General features: G+C 67.7%; 21 protein-coding genes. 10 read left to right on the top strand and 11 right to left on the bottom strand.

Annotated features, from left to right (window positions below; all coding sequences use genetic code 11):
• Position 1: 1 nt before the first annotated feature.
• Positions 2 to 613, top strand: coding sequence for a cob(I)yrinic acid a,c-diamide adenosyltransferase (gene cobO, locus AC1DSZ_RS06570; RefSeq protein ID WP_476837805.1), 612 nt, complete (start codon positions 2 to 4; stop codon positions 611 to 613).
• Between the two features lie 38 nt (positions 614 to 651).
• A complete protein-coding gene (locus AC1DSZ_RS06565; RefSeq protein ID WP_476837804.1) occupies positions 652 to 2,094 on the top strand; it encodes a cobyric acid synthase in 1,443 nt (480 codons plus the stop codon).
• On the opposite strand, the gene cbiB is transcribed toward AC1DSZ_RS06565, so the two are convergent.
• Positions 2,078 to 3,073: an adenosylcobinamide-phosphate synthase CbiB gene (gene cbiB, locus AC1DSZ_RS06560; protein WP_476837574.1), complete on the bottom strand. Its 996-nt coding sequence runs from the start codon at positions 3,071 to 3,073 to the stop codon at positions 2,078 to 2,080. The genes AC1DSZ_RS06565 and cbiB overlap by 17 nt on opposite strands.
• On the opposite strand from cbiB, the gene cobD reads away from it, so the two are divergent.
• Both cobD and AC1DSZ_RS06550 read left to right on the top strand, forming a co-directional pair.
• Positions 3,067 to 4,155, top strand: coding sequence for a threonine-phosphate decarboxylase CobD (cobD, locus tag AC1DSZ_RS06555; RefSeq protein WP_476837573.1), 1,089 nt, complete (start codon positions 3,067 to 3,069; stop codon positions 4,153 to 4,155). The two genes, cbiB and cobD, sit on opposite strands and share 7 nt — an antisense overlap.
• A gap of 126 nt (positions 4,156 to 4,281) precedes the next feature.
• On the top strand, positions 4,282 to 4,737 hold the full coding sequence (locus AC1DSZ_RS06550) for a Ros/MucR family transcriptional regulator (RefSeq protein ID WP_476837572.1): 456 nt from the start codon (positions 4,282 to 4,284) through the stop codon (positions 4,735 to 4,737).
• A gap of 126 nt (positions 4,738 to 4,863) precedes the next feature.
• Here AC1DSZ_RS06550 and AC1DSZ_RS06545 read toward each other — a convergent pair whose 3' ends face one another.
• The 3 genes from AC1DSZ_RS06545 to AC1DSZ_RS06535 form a co-directional block, all read right to left on the bottom strand.
• The gene (locus AC1DSZ_RS06545; protein WP_476837571.1) at positions 4,864 to 5,256 is read right to left on the bottom strand and encodes a VOC family protein; all 393 of its coding nucleotides are present in this window, start codon (positions 5,254 to 5,256) and stop codon (positions 4,864 to 4,866) included.
• A 107-nt stretch (positions 5,257 to 5,363) separates the two neighbouring features.
• Positions 5,364 to 5,807, bottom strand: a complete 444-nt coding sequence (locus tag AC1DSZ_RS06540; RefSeq protein WP_476837570.1) for a hypothetical protein — start codon at positions 5,805 to 5,807, stop codon at positions 5,364 to 5,366.
• A 224-nt stretch (positions 5,808 to 6,031) separates the two neighbouring features.
• On the bottom strand, positions 6,032 to 6,247 hold the full coding sequence (locus tag AC1DSZ_RS06535) for a CsbD family protein (RefSeq protein ID WP_188516351.1): 216 nt from the start codon (positions 6,245 to 6,247) through the stop codon (positions 6,032 to 6,034).
• 146 nt (positions 6,248 to 6,393) lie between these two features.
• On the opposite strand from AC1DSZ_RS06535, the gene AC1DSZ_RS06530 reads away from it, so the two are divergent.
• Positions 6,394 to 6,738, top strand: a complete 345-nt coding sequence (locus tag AC1DSZ_RS06530; protein ID WP_476837569.1) for a hypothetical protein — start codon at positions 6,394 to 6,396, stop codon at positions 6,736 to 6,738.
• Positions 6,739 to 6,748: 10 nt separating this feature from the next.
• Here the strand turns inward: AC1DSZ_RS06530 and tam are convergent, their stop codons facing one another.
• Together tam and AC1DSZ_RS06520 are read right to left on the bottom strand one after the other, a co-directional pair.
• Positions 6,749 to 7,522 (bottom strand): trans-aconitate 2-methyltransferase, encoded by a 774-nt coding sequence (gene tam / locus AC1DSZ_RS06525; RefSeq protein ID WP_476837568.1) that lies wholly within the window; start codon positions 7,520 to 7,522, stop codon positions 6,749 to 6,751.
• 67 nt (positions 7,523 to 7,589) lie between these two features.
• Entirely contained in the window at positions 7,590 to 8,468 is an 879-nt protein-coding gene (locus AC1DSZ_RS06520) for an SDR family oxidoreductase (RefSeq protein ID WP_476837803.1), read from the bottom strand.
• A 274-nt stretch (positions 8,469 to 8,742) separates the two neighbouring features.
• Here AC1DSZ_RS06520 and AC1DSZ_RS06515 point away from each other — a divergent pair, with 274 nt between their 5' ends.
• Together AC1DSZ_RS06515 and AC1DSZ_RS06510 are read left to right on the top strand one after the other, a co-directional pair.
• A complete protein-coding gene (locus AC1DSZ_RS06515) occupies positions 8,743 to 9,819 on the top strand; it encodes a flavodoxin family protein (RefSeq protein ID WP_476837567.1) in 1,077 nt (358 codons plus the stop codon).
• Positions 9,820 to 9,842: 23 nt separating this feature from the next.
• The gene (locus AC1DSZ_RS06510) at positions 9,843 to 10,196 is read left to right on the top strand and encodes a DUF3140 domain-containing protein (RefSeq protein WP_476837566.1); all 354 of its coding nucleotides are present in this window, start codon (positions 9,843 to 9,845) and stop codon (positions 10,194 to 10,196) included.
• 7 nt (positions 10,197 to 10,203) lie between these two features.
• Here the strand turns inward: AC1DSZ_RS06510 and AC1DSZ_RS06505 are convergent, their stop codons facing one another.
• From AC1DSZ_RS06505 to AC1DSZ_RS06485, 5 genes are all read right to left on the bottom strand, one after another.
• On the bottom strand, positions 10,204 to 11,277 hold the full coding sequence (locus AC1DSZ_RS06505; RefSeq protein ID WP_476837565.1) for an ROK family protein: 1,074 nt from the start codon (positions 11,275 to 11,277) through the stop codon (positions 10,204 to 10,206).
• A gap of 9 nt (positions 11,278 to 11,286) precedes the next feature.
• Positions 11,287 to 11,601, bottom strand: coding sequence for a hypothetical protein (locus AC1DSZ_RS06500; RefSeq protein WP_476837564.1), 315 nt, complete (start codon positions 11,599 to 11,601; stop codon positions 11,287 to 11,289).
• Between the two features lie 50 nt (positions 11,602 to 11,651).
• A complete protein-coding gene (uvsE, locus tag AC1DSZ_RS06495; RefSeq protein ID WP_476837563.1) occupies positions 11,652 to 12,731 on the bottom strand; it encodes a UV DNA damage repair endonuclease UvsE in 1,080 nt (359 codons plus the stop codon).
• Between the two features lie 73 nt (positions 12,732 to 12,804).
• Positions 12,805 to 13,569, bottom strand: coding sequence for an aldolase/citrate lyase family protein (locus tag AC1DSZ_RS06490; protein WP_476837562.1), 765 nt, complete (start codon positions 13,567 to 13,569; stop codon positions 12,805 to 12,807).
• Between the two features lie 102 nt (positions 13,570 to 13,671).
• Positions 13,672 to 14,331 carry a TetR/AcrR family transcriptional regulator gene (locus AC1DSZ_RS06485; RefSeq protein ID WP_476837561.1) on the bottom strand — a complete coding sequence of 220 codons (660 nt, stop codon included), beginning with the start codon at positions 14,329 to 14,331 and terminating at the stop codon, positions 13,672 to 13,674.
• 187 nt (positions 14,332 to 14,518) lie between these two features.
• Between AC1DSZ_RS06485 and AC1DSZ_RS06480 the strand changes: the two genes are divergently transcribed.
• The 3 genes from AC1DSZ_RS06480 (at position 14,519) to AC1DSZ_RS06470 (ending at position 16,631) form a co-directional block, all read left to right on the top strand.
• Positions 14,519 to 15,187: an amino acid ABC transporter permease gene (locus AC1DSZ_RS06480; protein ID WP_188517638.1), complete on the top strand. Its 669-nt coding sequence runs from the start codon at positions 14,519 to 14,521 to the stop codon at positions 15,185 to 15,187.
• Positions 15,188 to 15,197: 10 nt separating this feature from the next.
• Positions 15,198 to 15,839 carry an amino acid ABC transporter permease gene (locus AC1DSZ_RS06475; RefSeq protein ID WP_188516358.1) on the top strand — a complete coding sequence of 214 codons (642 nt, stop codon included), beginning with the start codon at positions 15,198 to 15,200 and terminating at the stop codon, positions 15,837 to 15,839.
• A 63-nt stretch (positions 15,840 to 15,902) separates the two neighbouring features.
• Complete coding sequence (locus AC1DSZ_RS06470; RefSeq protein ID WP_476837802.1) at positions 15,903 to 16,631, top strand: amino acid ABC transporter ATP-binding protein; 729 nt, start codon at positions 15,903 to 15,905, stop codon at positions 16,629 to 16,631.
• Positions 16,632 to 16,649 lie beyond the last annotated feature (18 nt).

The raw sequence follows: 16,649 nt of genomic DNA, 5'->3' as shown, positions 1-16,649 counted from the left end.
CATGAATGAAGCGGACGACGAGCGCCGCCATCGCGAGAAGATGGCCAAGCGCAAGGCCGTGCAGGACGCCGAGGTGGCCTCCAAGACGGTGGAGTCCAAGAGCCTGCTGATCGTTCACACGGGCGCCGGCAAGGGCAAGTCCACGGCTGCCTTCGGCCTCGTCATGCGGGCGCTCGGCTACAGCTGGCAGGTCGGCGTGGTTCAGTTCATCAAGGGCGCGTGGGACACGGGCGAGAAGCACGCGCTGGAGCGCTTCCCCGATCTGGTGCGCTGGCACACCATGGGCGAGGGCTTCACCTGGGAGACGCAGGACAAGGCCCGCGACATCGCGGCGGCCGGCGCCGCCTGGGACAAGGCCAAGGAGTTGATGGCCGACCCGACGATCCGCCTGCTCGTTCTGGACGAGCTCAATATCGCGCTTCGCTACGATTACCTCGACCTAGCCGACGTGGTCGCGACCCTGAGCGCCCGCCGGCCTGACCTGCATGTCGTCGTCACCGGCCGCAACGCCAAACCGGAGATGATCGAGGCGGCCGATCTCGTTACCGAGATGACGCTCGTGAAGCACCACTTCAAGGCGGGCGTGAAGGCCCAGCAGGGCATCGAGTTCTGATGACCGGGGAGGCCGGCCCGCCACGCGCCCGGGCGCTGATGTTCCAGGGCACGGGCTCAGACGTCGGCAAGTCGCTGGTCGTGGCCGGGCTCTGCCGGGCGTTCCGCAATCGGGGCCTGCGGGTGCTGCCCTTCAAGCCGCAGAACATGTCCAACAACGCCGCCGTGACGGCCGACGGTGGCGAGATCGGCCGCGCGCAGGCGCTGCAGGCCCGCGCCTGCGGGGTTCCGACCAGCGTCCACATGAACCCGGTGCTGCTGAAGCCGCAAAGCGAGATCGGCTCGCAGGTGGTGGTGCAGGGCCGCGTCGTCGGCAACGCCCGGGCGCGCGAGTACCAATCCTGGAAGCCGCGCCTGATGGCGGCCGTGCAGGAAAGCTTTACGCGGCTGCGTGGTGAGGCCGATCTCGTGCTGGTGGAAGGCGCGGGCAGCGCCGCCGAAGTGAACCTCCGCCGCAACGACATCGCCAACATGGGCTTCGCGCGCGCCGCCGACGTCCCGGTTGTTCTGGTGGGCGACATCGACCGCGGCGGCGTCATCGCGCAAGTGGTCGGCACGCGCGCGGTGCTCGACCCGGAGGACGCCGCCATGGTGGCGGGCTTCCTGGTGAACAAGTTTCGCGGCGACCCGACACTGTTCACCGCTGGCATGGACCTGATCGCCGAGCGGGCCGGCTGGCCGGCGCTGGGCCTGATCCCGTTTTTCGCCGACGCCGGCCGCCTGCCGGCCGAGGACGCGGTGGCGCTGGATGTGCGCGCCCGTCCGGCCGACGCTCCCGTTACGATCGCCGTGCCGGTGCTGCCGCGCATCTCGAACTTCGACGATCTCGATCCGCTGAAGAACGAGCCCGGCGTGCGCCTGCTCATGCTCAAGCGGGGCGAGCCCATTCCGGGCGACACGGACGTGGCGATCCTGCCGGGCTCCAAGGCCACGATCGCGGACCTCGCCGCCCTGCGGGCGGAGGGCTGGGACATCGACATCCGGGCCCATGTTCGCCGGGGCGGGCGCGTGCTTGGCCTATGCGGCGGCTTCCAGATGCTGGGCGACGCCGTCGCCGATCCCCATGGCATGGAAGGGCCTTCGCAGACTGTGCCTGGCCTCGGTCTGCTGGCCGTCGGCACCATGATGACGCCGGAGAAGAGGCTCGAAAGCGTCACGGGTGTGAGCGTCGAAGAGGGTGCGCCCTTCAGCGGCTACGAGATGCATATCGGCGCTACGACCGGCCCCGACGCGGCCCGCCCCGTGCTGCGCTTCGCGGATGGGCGGCTGGACGGCGCGGCCTCGCCCGATGGCCGTGTGCGCGGCGTCTACGTCCATGGCCTCTTCGGCGACGATCGCCAGCGCGCCGCCTGGCTGCGCTGGATGGGCGCGCAACCCTCCGGCTACGCCTACGAGGCGGATGTCGACGCGACGCTGGACGCGCTTGCCGCCCATCTGGAGCGGCATGTCGACCTCGATCGCCTGCTCAGCTTCGCGAGATAAGCGCGGCGGCCAAGGCCGCGCCAACCAGCCACTGGATCACGCAGGCCCGGCGGTAAAGCGCCAGCGCCGCCCGTATATCGCCAGCCGTCGCATCTCGCCGGCCGTCGCCCATGAAGGCGTCGTCCACGAGCGCGTCGCCATAGACGCGCGGTCCCGCAAGCTTGAGCCCGAGCGCGCCCGCCATCGCGGCCTCGGGCCAGCCGGCGTTCGGAGAACGGTGCTTGCCGGCGTCCCGCCAGACCGCCCGGGTCGCGCCGCCCGCCGAGGCGCCGGGCGTGACAAGCGCGGCCAGCGTCAGCCAGAGCGCGGCGAGCCGAGAGGCCGGGAGGTTGATCAGGTCGTCGAAGCGGGCGGCCGCCCATCCGAATGCCTCGTGCCGTGGCGTGCGGTGGCCGATCATGCTGTCGGCCGTGTTGGCGGCCTTGTAGAGCGCTCCGCCCGGCAGGCCGGCTGCGCAGAGCCAGAACGCCGGCGCGACAACGCCGTCGGAGAAGTTCTCCGCAAGACTCTCGATCGCGGCGCGGCACACTCCCGCCTCGTCCAGCGCCTTCGGGTTGCGGCCGACGATCATTGACACGGCGGCCCGTCCGCCTTCCAGACCATCCCGGTCCAGCCCGGCCGCAACGGCGCGCACATGCTCGTCGAGGCTCCGCTGCGCCGGCAGGCTGGCGGCAAGCACGACGAGCCCGATGACGCCCAGCCAGAACCCGCCCAGCGTGGCCTGCAGCGCCAGCGCGATCCCACCGACAACCCCCAGCAGGATAAGCAGCGCCACGACGCCGCGCGCCCGGCTGCGGGCGAATGGATCTCCGTCGCGGTTCAGGCCGCGATCAAGCCAACCGATCAGCGCCCCCATCCAGGTGACCGGATGGCCGATCACGCGGTACACAGCAGGCGGGTATCCGAGCGCCGCCTCCAGCGCGAGCGCCAGGAGGCCCAGCACCATGTGGGAGCCCATCAGGTGGGATTCGAATGACATCGCGCGCGCCGGACGGCCTTGAGGATCAGAGGGACGAGCTCCCGGCCGACGCTGGCGCGGCTGGAGGCGCGAACTACTACCATGGCGGAGCCTTGGCGGCAGCCCGCGCGCGGTTCCCTCATGCGCCGGAGCCCTGGATCGACCTGTCCACGGGCATCAACTCGGTCCCTTATCCGGTCGGCCCGATCTCGGCGGAAGCCTGGATGCGGCTGCCGGACGGCGAGGACACAGCCACGCTGGAGCGCGTCGCCGCCGCCGCCTACGGCGCGCCGGATCCGGCCTCGGTGGTGGCTGCGCCAGGCGGCCAGGCGCTGATCCAGATGCTCCCCGGCCTGCTGCGTCCCCGGCGCATGGGAGTGCTCGGCTTCACCTATGCGGAGCACGCCCGCTGCTTCCAAAGGTTCGGCGCCGACGTCGTCACGCTCGACAGCCTCGATGAAGCCGACGGTTTCGATGTCGTCGTGGTCGTGAACCCGAACAATCCGGACGGGCGGCTGGTCCCGCCCGCCCGCCTCCTGGAAGCAGGAGCCCGCTTGGCGTCGCGGGGTGGTGCGCTGGTGGTGGACGAGGCTTTCGTCGACGTGCTCGATCCCGCCCTGAGCATCGCCAGCCGCGCCGCCGAGGCCGGCGTCATCGTGCTCCGCTCCTTTGGCAAGTTCTACGGCCTCGCCGGGCTGCGGCTCGGCTTCGCGATCGCGCCGCTACGCGTCGCGCGCGCGTTGCGGGACGCGCTTGGCCCCTGGGCGGTGAGCGGTCCGGCCATCCAGGTCGGCGCGCGCGCCCTTGTGGACTTCGCTTGGCAGCAGGACCAGAGCCGGCGCTTGGCCGCCGACGCCGCTCGCATGGACGCCGTTCTGGCGGGCTACGGTTTCAGGATCGTGGGTGGAACGCCCTTGTTTCGGCTGGCCGAACATGACGCCGCAACCCGCCTCTTCGAGCTGATGGGGGCCCAGGGCGTGCTGGTCCGGCCCTTCCCGCAGCGGCCGGCTTGGCTGCGGTTCGGCCTCCCGGCGCCTGGCGGTTGGGACTTGCTGCACCGCCGCTTGGAGAAGGCCGTGCACTCCGCATGCAACGAAAGTTGAAAGCCGGCCTACCCTTTTAAGCATAGTCAAACGATAAGCAGATGAACGAATGCCAATCTCTGCACTTGCTGCTTGAATTGTAGTTCTCGCCGCTATAGTTGCACTCCTGACATCGCGGAGCGCACAATGACCGAGAACGCCGATAATGCCCTCGACCTCGTGGCCGATATTGTTTCAGCCTATGTTTCAAACAACAGTCTTTCTGCCGCCGAACTGCCTGCGCTGATCGCGAGCGTACACGGCGCGCTGAACCAGGTCACCACCGGCAAGGTCGAAGAGCCGGCCGTGGAATTGAAGCCTGCTGTTTCGGTGAAGAAGTCGATCACCCCGGACGCGATCATCTGCCTCGAGGACGGCAAGTCCTTCAAGTCTCTGAAGCGTCACCTTGCGACCAAATACGGAATGACGCCGGACGACTATCGCGCCCGTTGGGGCCTGCCGAAGGATTATCCGATGGTGGCGCCGAACTACGCGGCCGCCCGCTCCGCGCTGGCCAAGACCATGGGCCTCGGTCAGGGCCGCCGGAAGCCCGAGCCGGAGCCGGTCAAGACCCGCAAGACCCGCAAGCTCGCGAACGCCTGAGCGACAGTCGCGTTCGCCAGAGCGCAACCGCGGCACAGATCACGAAAGCCCGGCTTCGGCCGGGCTTTTTGTCGCCCAGGCGTCACCCCGCCAAATGGGCGTCCGCGAATTCTGAAGATGGTGCGACTAGAGGCGGCCGGCGCCGTGGGTGACGGCCTCGATGTTGTGGCCGTCCGGATCGAAAACGAAGGCGCCGTAGTAGTTGGGGTGGTAATGCGGCCGCAGGCCGGGCGGGCCGTTGTCGCTCGCCCCCGCCGCGATCGCGGCGGCGTAGAAGTCGTCCACCGCAGCCTCGTCGACGGCCGAGAACGCGACGTGCAGGCGTCCGACGATCGGCTCGCCCTCGGTGATCCAGAAATGCGGCCGTCCATCCTTGCCGAAGCCCGCATGGGCGCCGCTTCCGCTGGCGCCGTCGTCGACTTCCATGACGAGCTCGTAGCCGAGCGTGCCGAGCACCTTTTTATAGAATTCGAGCGACTGGACGTAGTTCGAGACCGGAAAGCCGATGTGGTCGAGCATGGGGTTCTCCTCAGGCGGAGAAACCTAAAGCTGAAACCACCGCGCGTGAAGCTTGCGCGTGGCGCGCGGCTCGGCCCGGAGCCGATCTCGGCCGCAAGTGCGTTCGATCACGCCGTCAGCGTCAGCTCAGCCGTGGCGCTCGCCGGCACGAACGCCTCAGCGCTTCCGTCTTCGCCGGACGCCACGTCCTCGATCGACGCGCCGACGTCCTGGGCTTCGCGTGCGATCTCCTTGGCGATGCGCACCAGAGTCGGGCGGCTCTTGTCGAGCAGGGGAGCGAGCCAGTCGGACATCTCGGCCGTCAGGACGCCGGTGGGGCGCTCGCCCCACACCGCATAGTCGACCACGTTGGCGACCAGCCAGGCGCCGTAGGCGCGGTCGTAGCGGCGCACGTCGCGCTCGAGCCGAATGAGGATTTCGATCTCCTCGCGCGAACTGACGCCATCCGGCAGCACCTTGCGATGCAGCCGCTGCACGTCGCCGAAGGTGATGCGGCCGGTGCGGGACACGATCTCGGCGAAAGCCGTGAGGGAAGCGTGGGAGTTGGTCATGGCGTCAGCTCGCGGTGGTCGGTTGAATGTCTTGAGGCCATTCAAGCCGCCTCTGCTGGCCGCCACGTTAAAAACGATGCTGAATCGATGTTCAGGTTAAATGAACGTGTTCAATCAATTGCCGAGATCTTACTTCAGGATCTGCAAACCATGTGGCCGCAGCTCCAGTTTCGTCATGAAAAAGCCCCGCCGAAGCGGGGCTTTTCCTTCGCCGTTCAGGAAGCTCAGAGCTTCTTGTTGGCGGTGTCCGAAATCTTGTCGGCCATGTTCTTGGCGCCGGCCTTGGCGTCGCCCATGGCCTGCTGAGCCTCGCCCTTGGCTTCCTGGGCCATGCCCTCGGCGCGCATCTTGTCGGAGCCGACGACCTTGCCGATGCCCTGCTTGATGTTGCCCATGGCTTCGTTGCCCAAGCCGGCGGCCTTGTCGGTGGTGCTACCCATTTTACGTCTCCCGTTGTGTACGCTTGCGGTCGGGGAGTGAACGGATGTCGGGAGGGAAGGTTCCGGACAACATGGGGCGATCCACCGTTGGCGAGTTCCGCCGGGGCGCTTATCTGTGACGGACCGAAGCCGCCGCGAGCCCACCCATGACGGTCATCCCGCTGTTTCCGACGCCTCGCGACGAGATCGTTCGGCTCGAAGAGCAGATCGAAGCCCTGAGCGAGGCGGCCGAGCGCTCGCGCAAGCTCATCGCGCTGTCGCGAGCCGGCGCGGTGCTGGGGGCGGTCTTGCTGGTCGTGGTCGCGACAGGCGTGGCGGCGCTCAACTCATCCGTGACGCTGTTCGGGATCGCGGCCTTGCTCGGCGGCCTGGTGCTGGCCGGCTCCAGCCGCAGCACCCTGGATGAACATGTCGAGGCGCTCGACAAGGCCCGGCGGCAGCGCGACGCCCTGATCGACGAGGTCGCGCCGGTGTCTGTGACGCTTCACTGAGAGTGACTCCTCAGGAGCGCGTCGCCACGATGAAGAGCCGGGGAAAGCGCAGCAGAACCACGCCATCCTGTTGAGCCGGATATTCCGTCGCGATCCGGGCCTGATACGCGGCCAGAAAGCCGGTCCGCAAATCCGCGGGCAGCGGATCGAGATACGGCCTCAGGCCCGTGCTTTTGAACCACTCGACGATTGCGGCGGCGCCCTGCAGCGGGTGGATGTAGGTCGTCTGCCAGATATCGACCTCGCAGCCGGCTGCGCGGAGGATCCCGTAATAGCCGTCGAAGCTCTCGATCCGCGTCCGAGCCGCGGCTGCGCCCGCAAGGGCGTCGCGCCATGGACCGTCCCCGGCGGTTTCCGCCATCGCCCGGTGCGACGGCTCGTCGAGGTTATTGGGCATCTGGATCGCAAGCGCGCCGCCCGGCGTCAACGCCGAGACGAGCCGCGGGAACAACGCCGCATGATCGGGCAGCCACTGCATCACGGCGTTGGCGAAGATCACGTCATAGGGCTGCGCCGGCCGCCACGTCGCGATGTCGGCGAGGCCGAACGTGGCGTCTGGCAGGCGCTTTTTCGCCTTCTCGATCATGTCGGGGGAGCTGTCGACGGCCTCCACGCGGGCATCCGCAAAGCGCCGCGCCAGCAGCTCCGTGCTGTTGCCCGGCCCGCAGCCGAGGTCGATCACGCGCCTGGGCGCTTCGACGCGGACGCGGTGCAGAAGGTCGACGGAGGGGCGGGTCCGCTCGTCCTCGAATTTCAGGTACTGATCGGCGCTCCAGTCGGCCATGTGGCGATCTCCGGTTGTCCCGGCGCATCACTAGCGCCGGGACATTTCGCGAGATAGTCGGATCGGCTCAGGGCTGACCGGATCCACCCGCGGCGCCGTAGACCTGGCCTGTGGCGTAGCTGGCGTCCAACGCCGCGAGCTGGACATAGATCGACGCCAGCTCGACCGGCTGGCCCGGCCTCCCCATCGGCGTCATGCCGCCGAACTTCTCGAGCTTCTCCATGGTGGCTCCGCCCGAGACCTGCAGCGGCGTCCAGATCGGCCCAGGCGCGACGCCGTTCACCCGGATGCCCTTGGGGCCAAGCTGCTTCGCCAGCGACTTCACGTAGTTCATCGTCGCCGCCTTGGTCTGCGCATAGTCGTAGAGGTCAGCGGATGGGTCATAGGCCTGTTCGGATGTCGTGCCGATGATGGAGGCGCCGGGCTGCAGGTGGGGCAGGGCGGCCTTGATGATCCAGAACGGCGCGTAGATGTTGGTCTTCATCGTGGCGTCGAAGTCCTCGGTCGAGATGTCGAGGATGGACTGCTTCGCCTGCTGGCGCGCCGCGTTGCAGACCACGATGTCGAGCCCGCCGAGTTCCTGCACGGCCCGCTCCACCAGCTGCCGGCAGAACGCCTCGTCGCGCAGGTCGCCCGGGATAGCGACGCCTTTGCGGCCCTCGGCCTTGATGAGCGCGATCACCTCACGGGCGTCCGGCTCCTCGCTGGGAAAATAGTTGATGGCGACGTCCGCGCCCTCGCGCGCATACGCGATCGAGGCGGCCCGACCCATCCCGGAGTCGCCGCCGGTGATCAACGCCTTGCGGCCGGCGAGGCGGCCGGAGCCGCGGTAGCTGGTCTCGCCGTGATCGGGCTTGGGATCCATCTGGCCGGCGAGGCCGGGCCAGGGCTGGGACTGTTTCTTGAAGGGCGGCTTCGGATATTTGGTTGTCGGATCCTGCGGCATCTTCGGCTGCTCCCCTTGCGTCTGCGTCTGCGCCTGGGCCGCGCCTGCGCCGCCCGCCATCGCGGCGAGCCCGGCGCCGGCGGCGCCCACCATCTGACGGCGCGAGAAGCCGTCGTCGTTTCGCTTGGTCATGGATCAACTCCGAGGCGGGCGGACGTCGGCGCGCGAGCGCTGCGGCGAAAGAGCCCGGTTGGTGAGCGGACCCAACGCCGCAAGGAACCATCGGTTCGGCCTGCGCGATGCGCTCTAAAGCCACGTCCGTTCCGGAGCCCTCATGACAGAGCCCGCCGTCCGCAAGGAGATGCCGTCCGCGGATTTGCCCCGCGAAGAGTTTGCAAGGCGCTTCCGCACCCGCTTCCACGACCCAAATTTCGAGCCGCTCCGGGACGAGATCGAACGTCTGCTCGAAGTCGCCTGGGGGAACTACCAGGAGGGCCGCAAGAGCCCGAAAACCAGCCCGGCGGGCCTGGGCTATGCGGATCCCTCATACGCTCTGTCGGATGAGTGGCGAGCCGCCAGCGAAGCCATCGAACACGCCGAAGCGGAGCACCGGGATGCGTCCGGCCCGACCCGCATCCTGATCATCAACGGCGCCATGCGGACGGAGCACACCTGCCCGGGTGAGACCTCGAAGACGTATCGGCTCACGCAACTCGCCCGGCTGGCCATCGACGCCGAACCGGACGTCGCGATCGAGGTGCTCGACCTCAGTCGCCTAACCTCCGAGTACGAGCGCGTGATCTATCCGTGCAAGACGTGCGTCAGCACCGCCATGCCGCTCTGCCACTGGCCGTGCTCCTGCTACCCGAACCACTCGCTGGGGCAGGTCAACGACTGGATGAACGAGATCTATCCGATGTGGGCCCGCGCGCATGGGATCATGATCCTGTGCCCGGTAAACTGGTACCAGGCGCCGAGCGGCCTGAAGCTGATGATCGACCGCCTCGTCTGCGCCGACGGCGGCAACCCCGACCCGACCTCCACGCACGGCAAGAAGGCCGCTGAGGCCAAGGCGCTGGAGAAGGATTGGCAGTATCCGCGGCACCTCGAAGGGCGGGCCTTCTCGGTGGTGACGCATGGCGACTCGGTCGGGGCCGAGGGGCTGCAGCACAACATCGCCGATTGGCTCACCGACATGCGACTCGTTCCTGCCGCCGGGCAGGGCCAGCTGGCGCGCTTCATCGGCTACATGGAGCCTTACGCGACGAGCCACGAGGCGCTGGACCGCGACGCCGCCCTGCAGGAGGAAACCCGCAACGCCGCCCGGGCGCTGCTGCTCACCGCCAAGGCCCTGCGCGCCGGCGTCAACCTGGCGCCCGGCTACGACATCCCCGAGCCGAGGCCGAAATAGACCGATCGCCAAGGAAGTCCGCCATGACCAAGACCCACGACGAGACCTACAGGGCGTTTCGCGACGCCGCGAACATGACGCCGGCCGAACTGGAGCGCTGGCTCGAGACGGATCATTCCCGCGAGGTGGGCTGGACGGACGGCCACGCCAAATCCGACGCCGGCGGGCCGGAGTCGGTCGGACACCGATCAGGGCGCCGCATCGTCGAGCTCAAGCGCACCGCGAAGGCCGACATGTCGGACGATGACTACGCCCACATGGCCAAGGTGGTCGGTTATGTTCACCGCCACATGGCCCAGCGGCCGGACGGCGACGTCACGGACACCCGCTGGCGTTATTCGCTGATGAACTGGGGACACGATCCCCTGAAGGGCTGAGTTCCGGCTACCCGGCCTTTTTGCCCTTCAGCGCCGCTTTGTTGGTGAAGCGGGCGTTGCCCAGTCCCGTCCCGATCGTGAGGATGCCCCAGTGGGCGACATCCGCCATGAACGGGATCTGGCTCAGCCCCTGCACCACGGCGTCGTTGTGCATCAGCACCGTCGTGTCGTGCTTGCCGATGCTCGGGATCTCCTTGGCGATCAGCTCCGGGAGATTGAAGTGGTCGCTTTCCCAGTTGCCGCCCGGCAGGTTCTGGCCGCCCCTGTCGATGCTGCCGTCGGGCTCGATGACGCCCGGGCAGCCGACGCCGATGATGGGGGCGAGCTTCATGCCCTCCTTCTCGGCGCGCGCGATCAGGTCCCGCACCATCTCGACGAGTCTCTTTACCGCCGATGTTCGCTTCGGTTTGTCGTCGGCGTGGCGCCAGAGCTCGGTTTTCCAGACCTCCGCGAGCGAGAGGTCCTTCTCCTTTTGCATGTTGAGCAAAACCACGCCGGCCCGGATGTTGGAGCCCCCGATGTCGACGCCGATCAGCGCCTGGTGGCCTTCCAGCGCCCATGGCGGGATCAGGTGGGCGACGCCGATGAGCCCGGCGTGGTCGGGATGCTGGCGGATGGGCATCAGCTTCACGTCGTGTCCTGAGCCCTTGAGCAGTCCGCTCGTGCGCCCGATCACGAGTTCGCCGAGCCGCCCCTGTCGGAAGCCGCCGCCGACCGCGATGTTCTGGGTGTTCTCCCAACCTTTCGTGCGCAGGAAGCGCCGCGTCACGGCCGCGAGTTCCTGGGAGAAATCCTCTACGGCACCGTGAATGATCCCCACCGCGTCGGGATCGCCGTTGAGGAAAATCTCCTCCAGCTTTTTCTTGCCGATCTGCGAGCTCGGCTTATCGCCCAGCGGGTCCTCGTCGTACTGGCGAAAGCGCTCGCGCCAATCTTCCAGCACCTCCACGAAGGCGCGCTTGCTGGCGCGGTCGCCGATGAAGCCGTCCTGGTGTCGAACCTCCAGATTGTAGCTGTCGATCGTGACGGACGGCAGGTCGAAGGCGCCATGAGGCCCCTTGGGGGTTTCGCGTGCGGGCATGAGGGGTCCTTACTCCGGGCGTTCGCTGAGGACGATCGCCTCGTCGGAGCGGGTGCGCTCCTCCAACTCCTGGCGGGTGTGATTCTCGCAGAGGTCGGCTGCGCAGCGCAGCAGCTCGCCGGCCGCCGCATAGGCGTCCAGCGCCATCGCGCCGGCGTCGCGGCCGGGATCCTGCGGGACGCGGATGCGCAACGAGATGCTCTGCACGGGGCCGTCATGGTCGGCCCGGAATCCGAAATTGAGCTCGGTCGCGAGCGTCGGAGGTCGGTCGCCGTCCGATGGCGCGAGCTTCATTTCACCGAATGAAAAGCTGTAGAACTGCATCGCGCCTCGCCACTCTGGACGCTCGGACAACGCGCGATGCTCGGTTCCGTTCAGGCTCCGCCGGCGACGTTTTCCTCGTCCAGCACGGCGTCTTCCTCGGCTTCGAGGCGGGACGCGTCCTCTGGCCGCAGCCCAAAACGTGCCGCGACGTCCGGCGCATAGCGCAGCAGGTCCGGCCGCAGGCGCAACAGCGCGAGATCCTTGGCCTTGGCCTCCAGCATCACGTCGAAATCCAGCCCCTCGGCGATGCGCATGAAGGTCGCGAACTCGAAAGGATTGCAGAAGTCCGCGTGGCCGGTGAACACCGGCGCGACATAGTGCGTGGTCTTCTTGCGTGTCGTCTTGTCCACGCGCTGCTGCTCGCGGAGCTCGGTGCGGGGCGACGAGAAATGCACCTTGGGCTGCTGGTCTTCGGGCCAGGTCGCCAGCATCGCGGCCAAAGTGGCGCGCATGTCGGCGCGCTCGGGGTTGAGGCACCAGAAATGCTGGTGGTCGAAGATCAGCCGCACGCCGGTCTCGCCGTGGATCCACAACGTATCGGCCGCCGAGAAGCGCAGGTCGTCATGCTCCAGAGTCAGCCGTCGCCGCACCGGCTCGGGCAGGGTCGGCCAGGTCTGCGCCCAGCGCGCCCGGCTTGCTTCGAGGTCGCCATAGACCCCGCCGACATGGATCACCAGCACGGCCTCGGGGCCGAGCTCCATCAGGTCGAGCATCTCCGCCTGGCTGGCGAGGTCCCAGGCGCTCTTGCGGATGAGCTCGGGGTCCGGGCTGTTCAGCACAACATACTGCGATGGGTGGAACGACAGACGGACGCCGAGCTCCTTCGCCTTGGCGCCGATGGCGCGCAATTCCGGCGCGCTCTCGCGCACCATGTCGTGGAATTGCGGCATGTCCGGGTGCGTGGCGTAGGGCGCCAGGTCCGACGACATCCGGTACATGCGGATGTCGTGCCGGACCAGGTAGTCGAGCAGTGTGTCCAGGTAGCCGAGCGACACTTTCAGATGCGGGTCGCTGGTGGAGCGCCGGGCGTCGTGGCTCTTCAGGTCATCCCGGCCCATCACCTTCACGGGGAAGCCAAGCCGCGAGATGCGGCGCTGGCCGCCCGGCGCCGTCGATTGTTGATCTGTCACGCGTAGGTTCCTGTTCGTGGACCCTACGGAAACGACGGCGGGCCGGATCGGTCCCGCCCTGCGGCGAACGATCTCAGCCGCGGAACTGCTTCAGGAGCGCCTCGGAGCTGCGCGCCAGGATCGTGGCGTCGACGCCCACGCTCGTGAATGTGGTGCCCCATTCCATGCAGCGCTTCGCAAAGGCGGTGTCGGGCGTCAGGATGCCGGCCGGCTTGCCGCAGGCGCGGACGCGCCGGATGCCGTCCTCGATGGCGGAAACCACCTTCGGGTTGGCGGGCTCGCCGATGCAGCCGAGGCTGGCCGCGAGATCGGCCGGGCCGATGAACACGCCGTCCACGCCCTCGACGGCCGCGATCTCCTCCAGATTGTCGAGCGCCTCCTGCGTCTCGATCTGCACCAGCAGGCACAGCTCCTCATGGGCGCGCTTGCCGTAGTTGGCGACCCGCCCGAACCCCGTCGCGCGGGTGACGCCCGAAACGCCCCGAATCCCCTCCGGCGGATAGCGCATCGCCGCCACGGCCGCGCGCACCTCGCCGGCGTTCTGCACATAGGGGATCAGCAGCGTCTGCGCGCCGAAGTCGAGCAGCCGCTTGATCAGCACCGGGTCGTTGCTGGCCGGCCGCACGATCGGGGTCACCGGGTAGGGAGCCACGGCCTGCAATTGCGCAAGAACGGTCAGCGGATCGCCGGGCGAATGCTCGGTGTCCAGCAGCATCCAGTCATAGCCCGCGCCCGCCAGCGCCTCGGCCACGTAGGAGCCCGGCAGGCTGCACCAGAGGCCGATCTGTTGCCGCCCTTCCTGGATGGCGCGCTTGAAGGCGTTCTGGGGCAACTGCATGACGAACCTCGAACTGGGAAGTGAATTGGACGGGCGGGCGCTCGCGCCGCCGCAGGATGACGGCGCCGCGGCGGCGCGTCCACCCGGCGCATCGCATGTCCGCTAGGCGGATTGCTCCGGCTGGCGAAGCACGTAACGCAGCACCGTGTCGGCCGCGACCGCGCGACGGCGCGCGAGCGCCTCGGGGGTGTCCATCGCGACCCCAAAAATTCGCGAGAACGTCGCGCGGTGCGACACGTTGAAGATCGCCAACGCGCTGATGGTCATGTGAAGGTCGATGATGTCGAGCCCGGCCCGAAACACCCCTTCGCGGACGCCGCGATCATAGACGTCCTTCAGCATTTCGATAATGGACAGGTTCAGCTTCTGGATCTTGGCGGATTTCGCCAGATGCTCGCCATTGTGGATGTTCTCCACGATGATCAGGCGGACGAACCAGGGATGGCCGTTCTGGTAGTCGAAGGTGAACTCGGTCAGGCGGCGTAGCGCCTGCGCGGGCCCCAGCCCGGTCAGGTTCAGTTCGCGCTCAACCTGCCGCATGGCCGCGTAGGCAGCCTCCAGGGCGGCGACGAACAAGCCCTCCTTGTCCTTGAAGTAGTAGTAGATCATCCGCTTGCTGGTGTCGGTCTTGGCCGCGATCTCATCCACGCGCGCGCCACTGTAGCCATGCTCCGCGAACTCGCGGCTGGCGACCTCCAGGATGTTGCGGCGGACGCCCTCGGGGTCCTGCGCGCGGGTCGCCGGCTTGGCTGTGGTGGTCATCCTTGTCGTCCCCTCCAAGGCCACACCCCGGCCTCGCGCCAGCTTTGTACTGACTGGTCCATTTTCGCGTTGACTAAATGTACCAGTTAGTACAACGTCGCGAAACCATAAAGACGGCGCCCTTGCGGGACGCCAGCGCAGCGCCATCGGACCCGAATACGGGCGGCGCGGCAGAATGGGTGGAAACGTGGGCTATCAACTCGATTTCAGCGTCGTCTGGGATGCGTTGCCGTCCCTGCTTTGGGCGTGCCTCGGCACCATCGGGCTCGCGGTCAGCGGCATGCTGCTCGCCATCGTGATCGGCGTCGGCGGCGTGATGCTGCGCGACAGCCGCTTCAAGCCGGCGCGCTGGGCCGTGATGGCCTTCGTGGAATTGATCCGCAACACGCCCTTTCTGGTGCAGATCTTTTTCATCTTCTTCGCCCTGCCGCTGATCGGCCTCCGGCTCGATCCGACGCCGACCGCGATCCTGGCGCTCGGCATCAATGGCGGCGCCTACGCGATCGAGATCATCCGGGGCGGCGTTCAGTCCATCGGCAAGGGCCAGATCGAGGCCGGCCTGGCGCTCGGCCTGCACAAGGCGCAGGTTTTCCGGCTCATCGTGCTGAAGCCGGCGCTGCGGGCCATCTTTCCGTCCCTGACGAGCCAGTTCGTGCTGCTCACGCTCACCACCAGCGTGGCCTCGGCGATCTCCGCCTACGAGCTGACCTCCGTGGCGCAGCAGATCGAGTCGAACACGTTCCGCAGCTTCGAGGTCTACGGGACCATCACGGTGTTCTACCTCGTGATGTCGTGGCTGCTGATGCGGGTCTTCGACCAGATCTCGCGCCGCTATTTCAGCTACCCGGTCAAGTGAGGGCGACGCGATGGGCTGGAATGAATTCGCCTTTCTGCTGCGCGGCCTGCAATGGACCGTGGCGCTCTCGCTGGTCGGCTTCATCGGCGGCGGCGTCTTCGGCCTCGCGGTCGCGCTGGCGCGCACCTCCGGCCAGCCGCTGCTCGAGCGCGTGACGGCGGGCTATATCGGCCTGTTCCAGGGCACGCCGCTGTTGATGCAGTTGTTCGTCGTCTATTACGGCCTGGCGCTGATCGGCCTGAAGCTCGACGCCTGGGTGGCGGTCTCGATCGGCTTCACGCTGCATGCCAGCGCCTTCTTGGGAGAGATCTGGCGCGGCTCCATCCAGGCCGTGCCGCGCGGCCAGACGGAGGCCGCCAATGCGCTGAGCCTCCACTATGTCTCGCGCATGAAGGACGTCGTGCTCCCGCAGGCCTTCCGCATCTCGCTGCCCGCCACGGTGGGCTTCCTGGTGCAGCTCATCAAGGGCACGTCGCTCGCCGCCATCGTGGGCTTCACCGAGCTCGCCCGCGCGGGCAACATCGTCTCCAACCAGACGTTCAAGCCGCTCCTCGTGTTTGCGGTGGTGGGGGCCCTCTACTTCGTCATGTGCTGGCCGCTGTCGCTCTACGGCGCCCACCTGGAGCGCCGCTTCGCGGCCGCGTCCCGCTAGCAGGAAACGGAAACCGCCATGGCCGCCGCAAACGCCTCCACCGCGCCCGCCTCCGCCCAGCCGATGATCGCCATGCGCGGCGTCGAGAAATGGTACGGCGATTACAAGGCTCTCACGGACATCAACCTCACGGTCGCGTCAGGCGAGAAGATCGTGCTCTGCGGGCCATCCGGCTCCGGCAAGTCGACCTTGATCCGCTGCATCAACCACCTGGAGCCCTATTCGGCCGGCGAGATCCGCGTCGACGGAACGCTGCTCGGCGACGATCGCAAGACCATCGACGCGGTGCGCCGCGAGGTCGGCATGGTGTTCCAGCAGTTCAACCTCTTTCCCCACCTCACCGTGATGCAGAACTGCACGCTGGCGCCGATGCGCTCGCGCGGGATGGGGAAGGCGCAGGCCGAGGCGGTGGCCCGCCGGCTGCTCGATCGCGTCAAGATCCTCGACCAGGCCGACAAGTACCCGGCGCAGCTGTCAGGCGGCCAGCAGCAGCGCGTCGCCATCGCGCGAGCGCTCTGCATGGAGCCGAAGGTGATGCTGTTCGACGAGCCCACCTCCGCGCTCGACCCCGAGATGGTCAAGGAAGTGCTCGACACCATGATCTCGCTGGCCGAAGACGGCATGACGATGATCTGCGTCACCCACGAGATGGGCTTCGCCCGCCAGGTCGCCGACCGGGTGATCTTCATGGCGGGCGGCGCCATCGTCGAGGAAGGCCATCCGGCCGAGTTCTTCAAGGCGCCCAAGCATGAGCGCACGCGCAAGTTCCTGGGCGAGATCCTCGGCCACTGACCCTTCGCCTCCCTTACG

It is taken from the genome of Alsobacter sp. P4_H11 (genome assembly GCF_056400925.1).
This window is presented reverse-complemented; position numbering and strand designations above follow the sequence as displayed.

Excerpts from the sequence above, each read along its gene's own strand:
- AC1DSZ_RS06485 (WP_476837561.1), bottom strand. The coding sequence starts at position 14,331 with ATGACCACCACAGCCAAGCCGGCGACCCGCGCGCAGGACCCCGAGGGC.
- AC1DSZ_RS06520 (WP_476837803.1), bottom strand. The coding sequence starts at position 8,468 with ATGCCGCAGGATCCGACAACCAAATATCCGAAGCCGCCCTTCAAGAAA.
- cbiB (WP_476837574.1), bottom strand. The coding sequence starts at position 3,073 with ATGTCATTCGAATCCCACCTGATGGGCTCCCACATGGTGCTGGGCCTC.
- AC1DSZ_RS06490 (WP_476837562.1), bottom strand. The coding sequence starts at position 13,569 with ATGCAGTTGCCCCAGAACGCCTTCAAGCGCGCCATCCAGGAAGGGCGG.
- AC1DSZ_RS06505 (WP_476837565.1), bottom strand. The coding sequence starts at position 11,277 with ATGCCCGCACGCGAAACCCCCAAGGGGCCTCATGGCGCCTTCGACCTG.
- AC1DSZ_RS06565 (WP_476837804.1), top strand. The coding sequence starts at position 652 with ATGTTCCAGGGCACGGGCTCAGACGTCGGCAAGTCGCTGGTCGTGGCC.
- AC1DSZ_RS06515 (WP_476837567.1), top strand. The coding sequence starts at position 8,743 with ATGACAGAGCCCGCCGTCCGCAAGGAGATGCCGTCCGCGGATTTGCCC.
- AC1DSZ_RS06550 (WP_476837572.1), top strand. The coding sequence starts at position 4,282 with ATGACCGAGAACGCCGATAATGCCCTCGACCTCGTGGCCGATATTGTT.
- AC1DSZ_RS06470 (WP_476837802.1), top strand. The coding sequence starts at position 15,903 with ATGATCGCCATGCGCGGCGTCGAGAAATGGTACGGCGATTACAAGGCT.
- AC1DSZ_RS06475 (WP_188516358.1), top strand. The coding sequence starts at position 15,198 with ATGGGCTGGAATGAATTCGCCTTTCTGCTGCGCGGCCTGCAATGGACC.
- AC1DSZ_RS06540 (WP_476837570.1), bottom strand. The coding sequence starts at position 5,807 with ATGACCAACTCCCACGCTTCCCTCACGGCTTTCGCCGAGATCGTGTCC.
- AC1DSZ_RS06510 (WP_476837566.1), top strand. The coding sequence starts at position 9,843 with ATGACCAAGACCCACGACGAGACCTACAGGGCGTTTCGCGACGCCGCG.
- AC1DSZ_RS06535 (WP_188516351.1), bottom strand. The coding sequence starts at position 6,247 with ATGGGTAGCACCACCGACAAGGCCGCCGGCTTGGGCAACGAAGCCATG.
- AC1DSZ_RS06530 (WP_476837569.1), top strand. The coding sequence starts at position 6,394 with ATGACGGTCATCCCGCTGTTTCCGACGCCTCGCGACGAGATCGTTCGG.
- tam (WP_476837568.1), bottom strand. The coding sequence starts at position 7,522 with ATGGCCGACTGGAGCGCCGATCAGTACCTGAAATTCGAGGACGAGCGG.
- AC1DSZ_RS06500 (WP_476837564.1), bottom strand. The coding sequence starts at position 11,601 with ATGCAGTTCTACAGCTTTTCATTCGGTGAAATGAAGCTCGCGCCATCG.
- cobO (WP_476837805.1), top strand. The coding sequence starts at position 2 with ATGAATGAAGCGGACGACGAGCGCCGCCATCGCGAGAAGATGGCCAAG.
- AC1DSZ_RS06545 (WP_476837571.1), bottom strand. The coding sequence starts at position 5,256 with ATGCTCGACCACATCGGCTTTCCGGTCTCGAACTACGTCCAGTCGCTC.
- cobD (WP_476837573.1), top strand. The coding sequence starts at position 3,067 with ATGACATCGCGCGCGCCGGACGGCCTTGAGGATCAGAGGGACGAGCTC.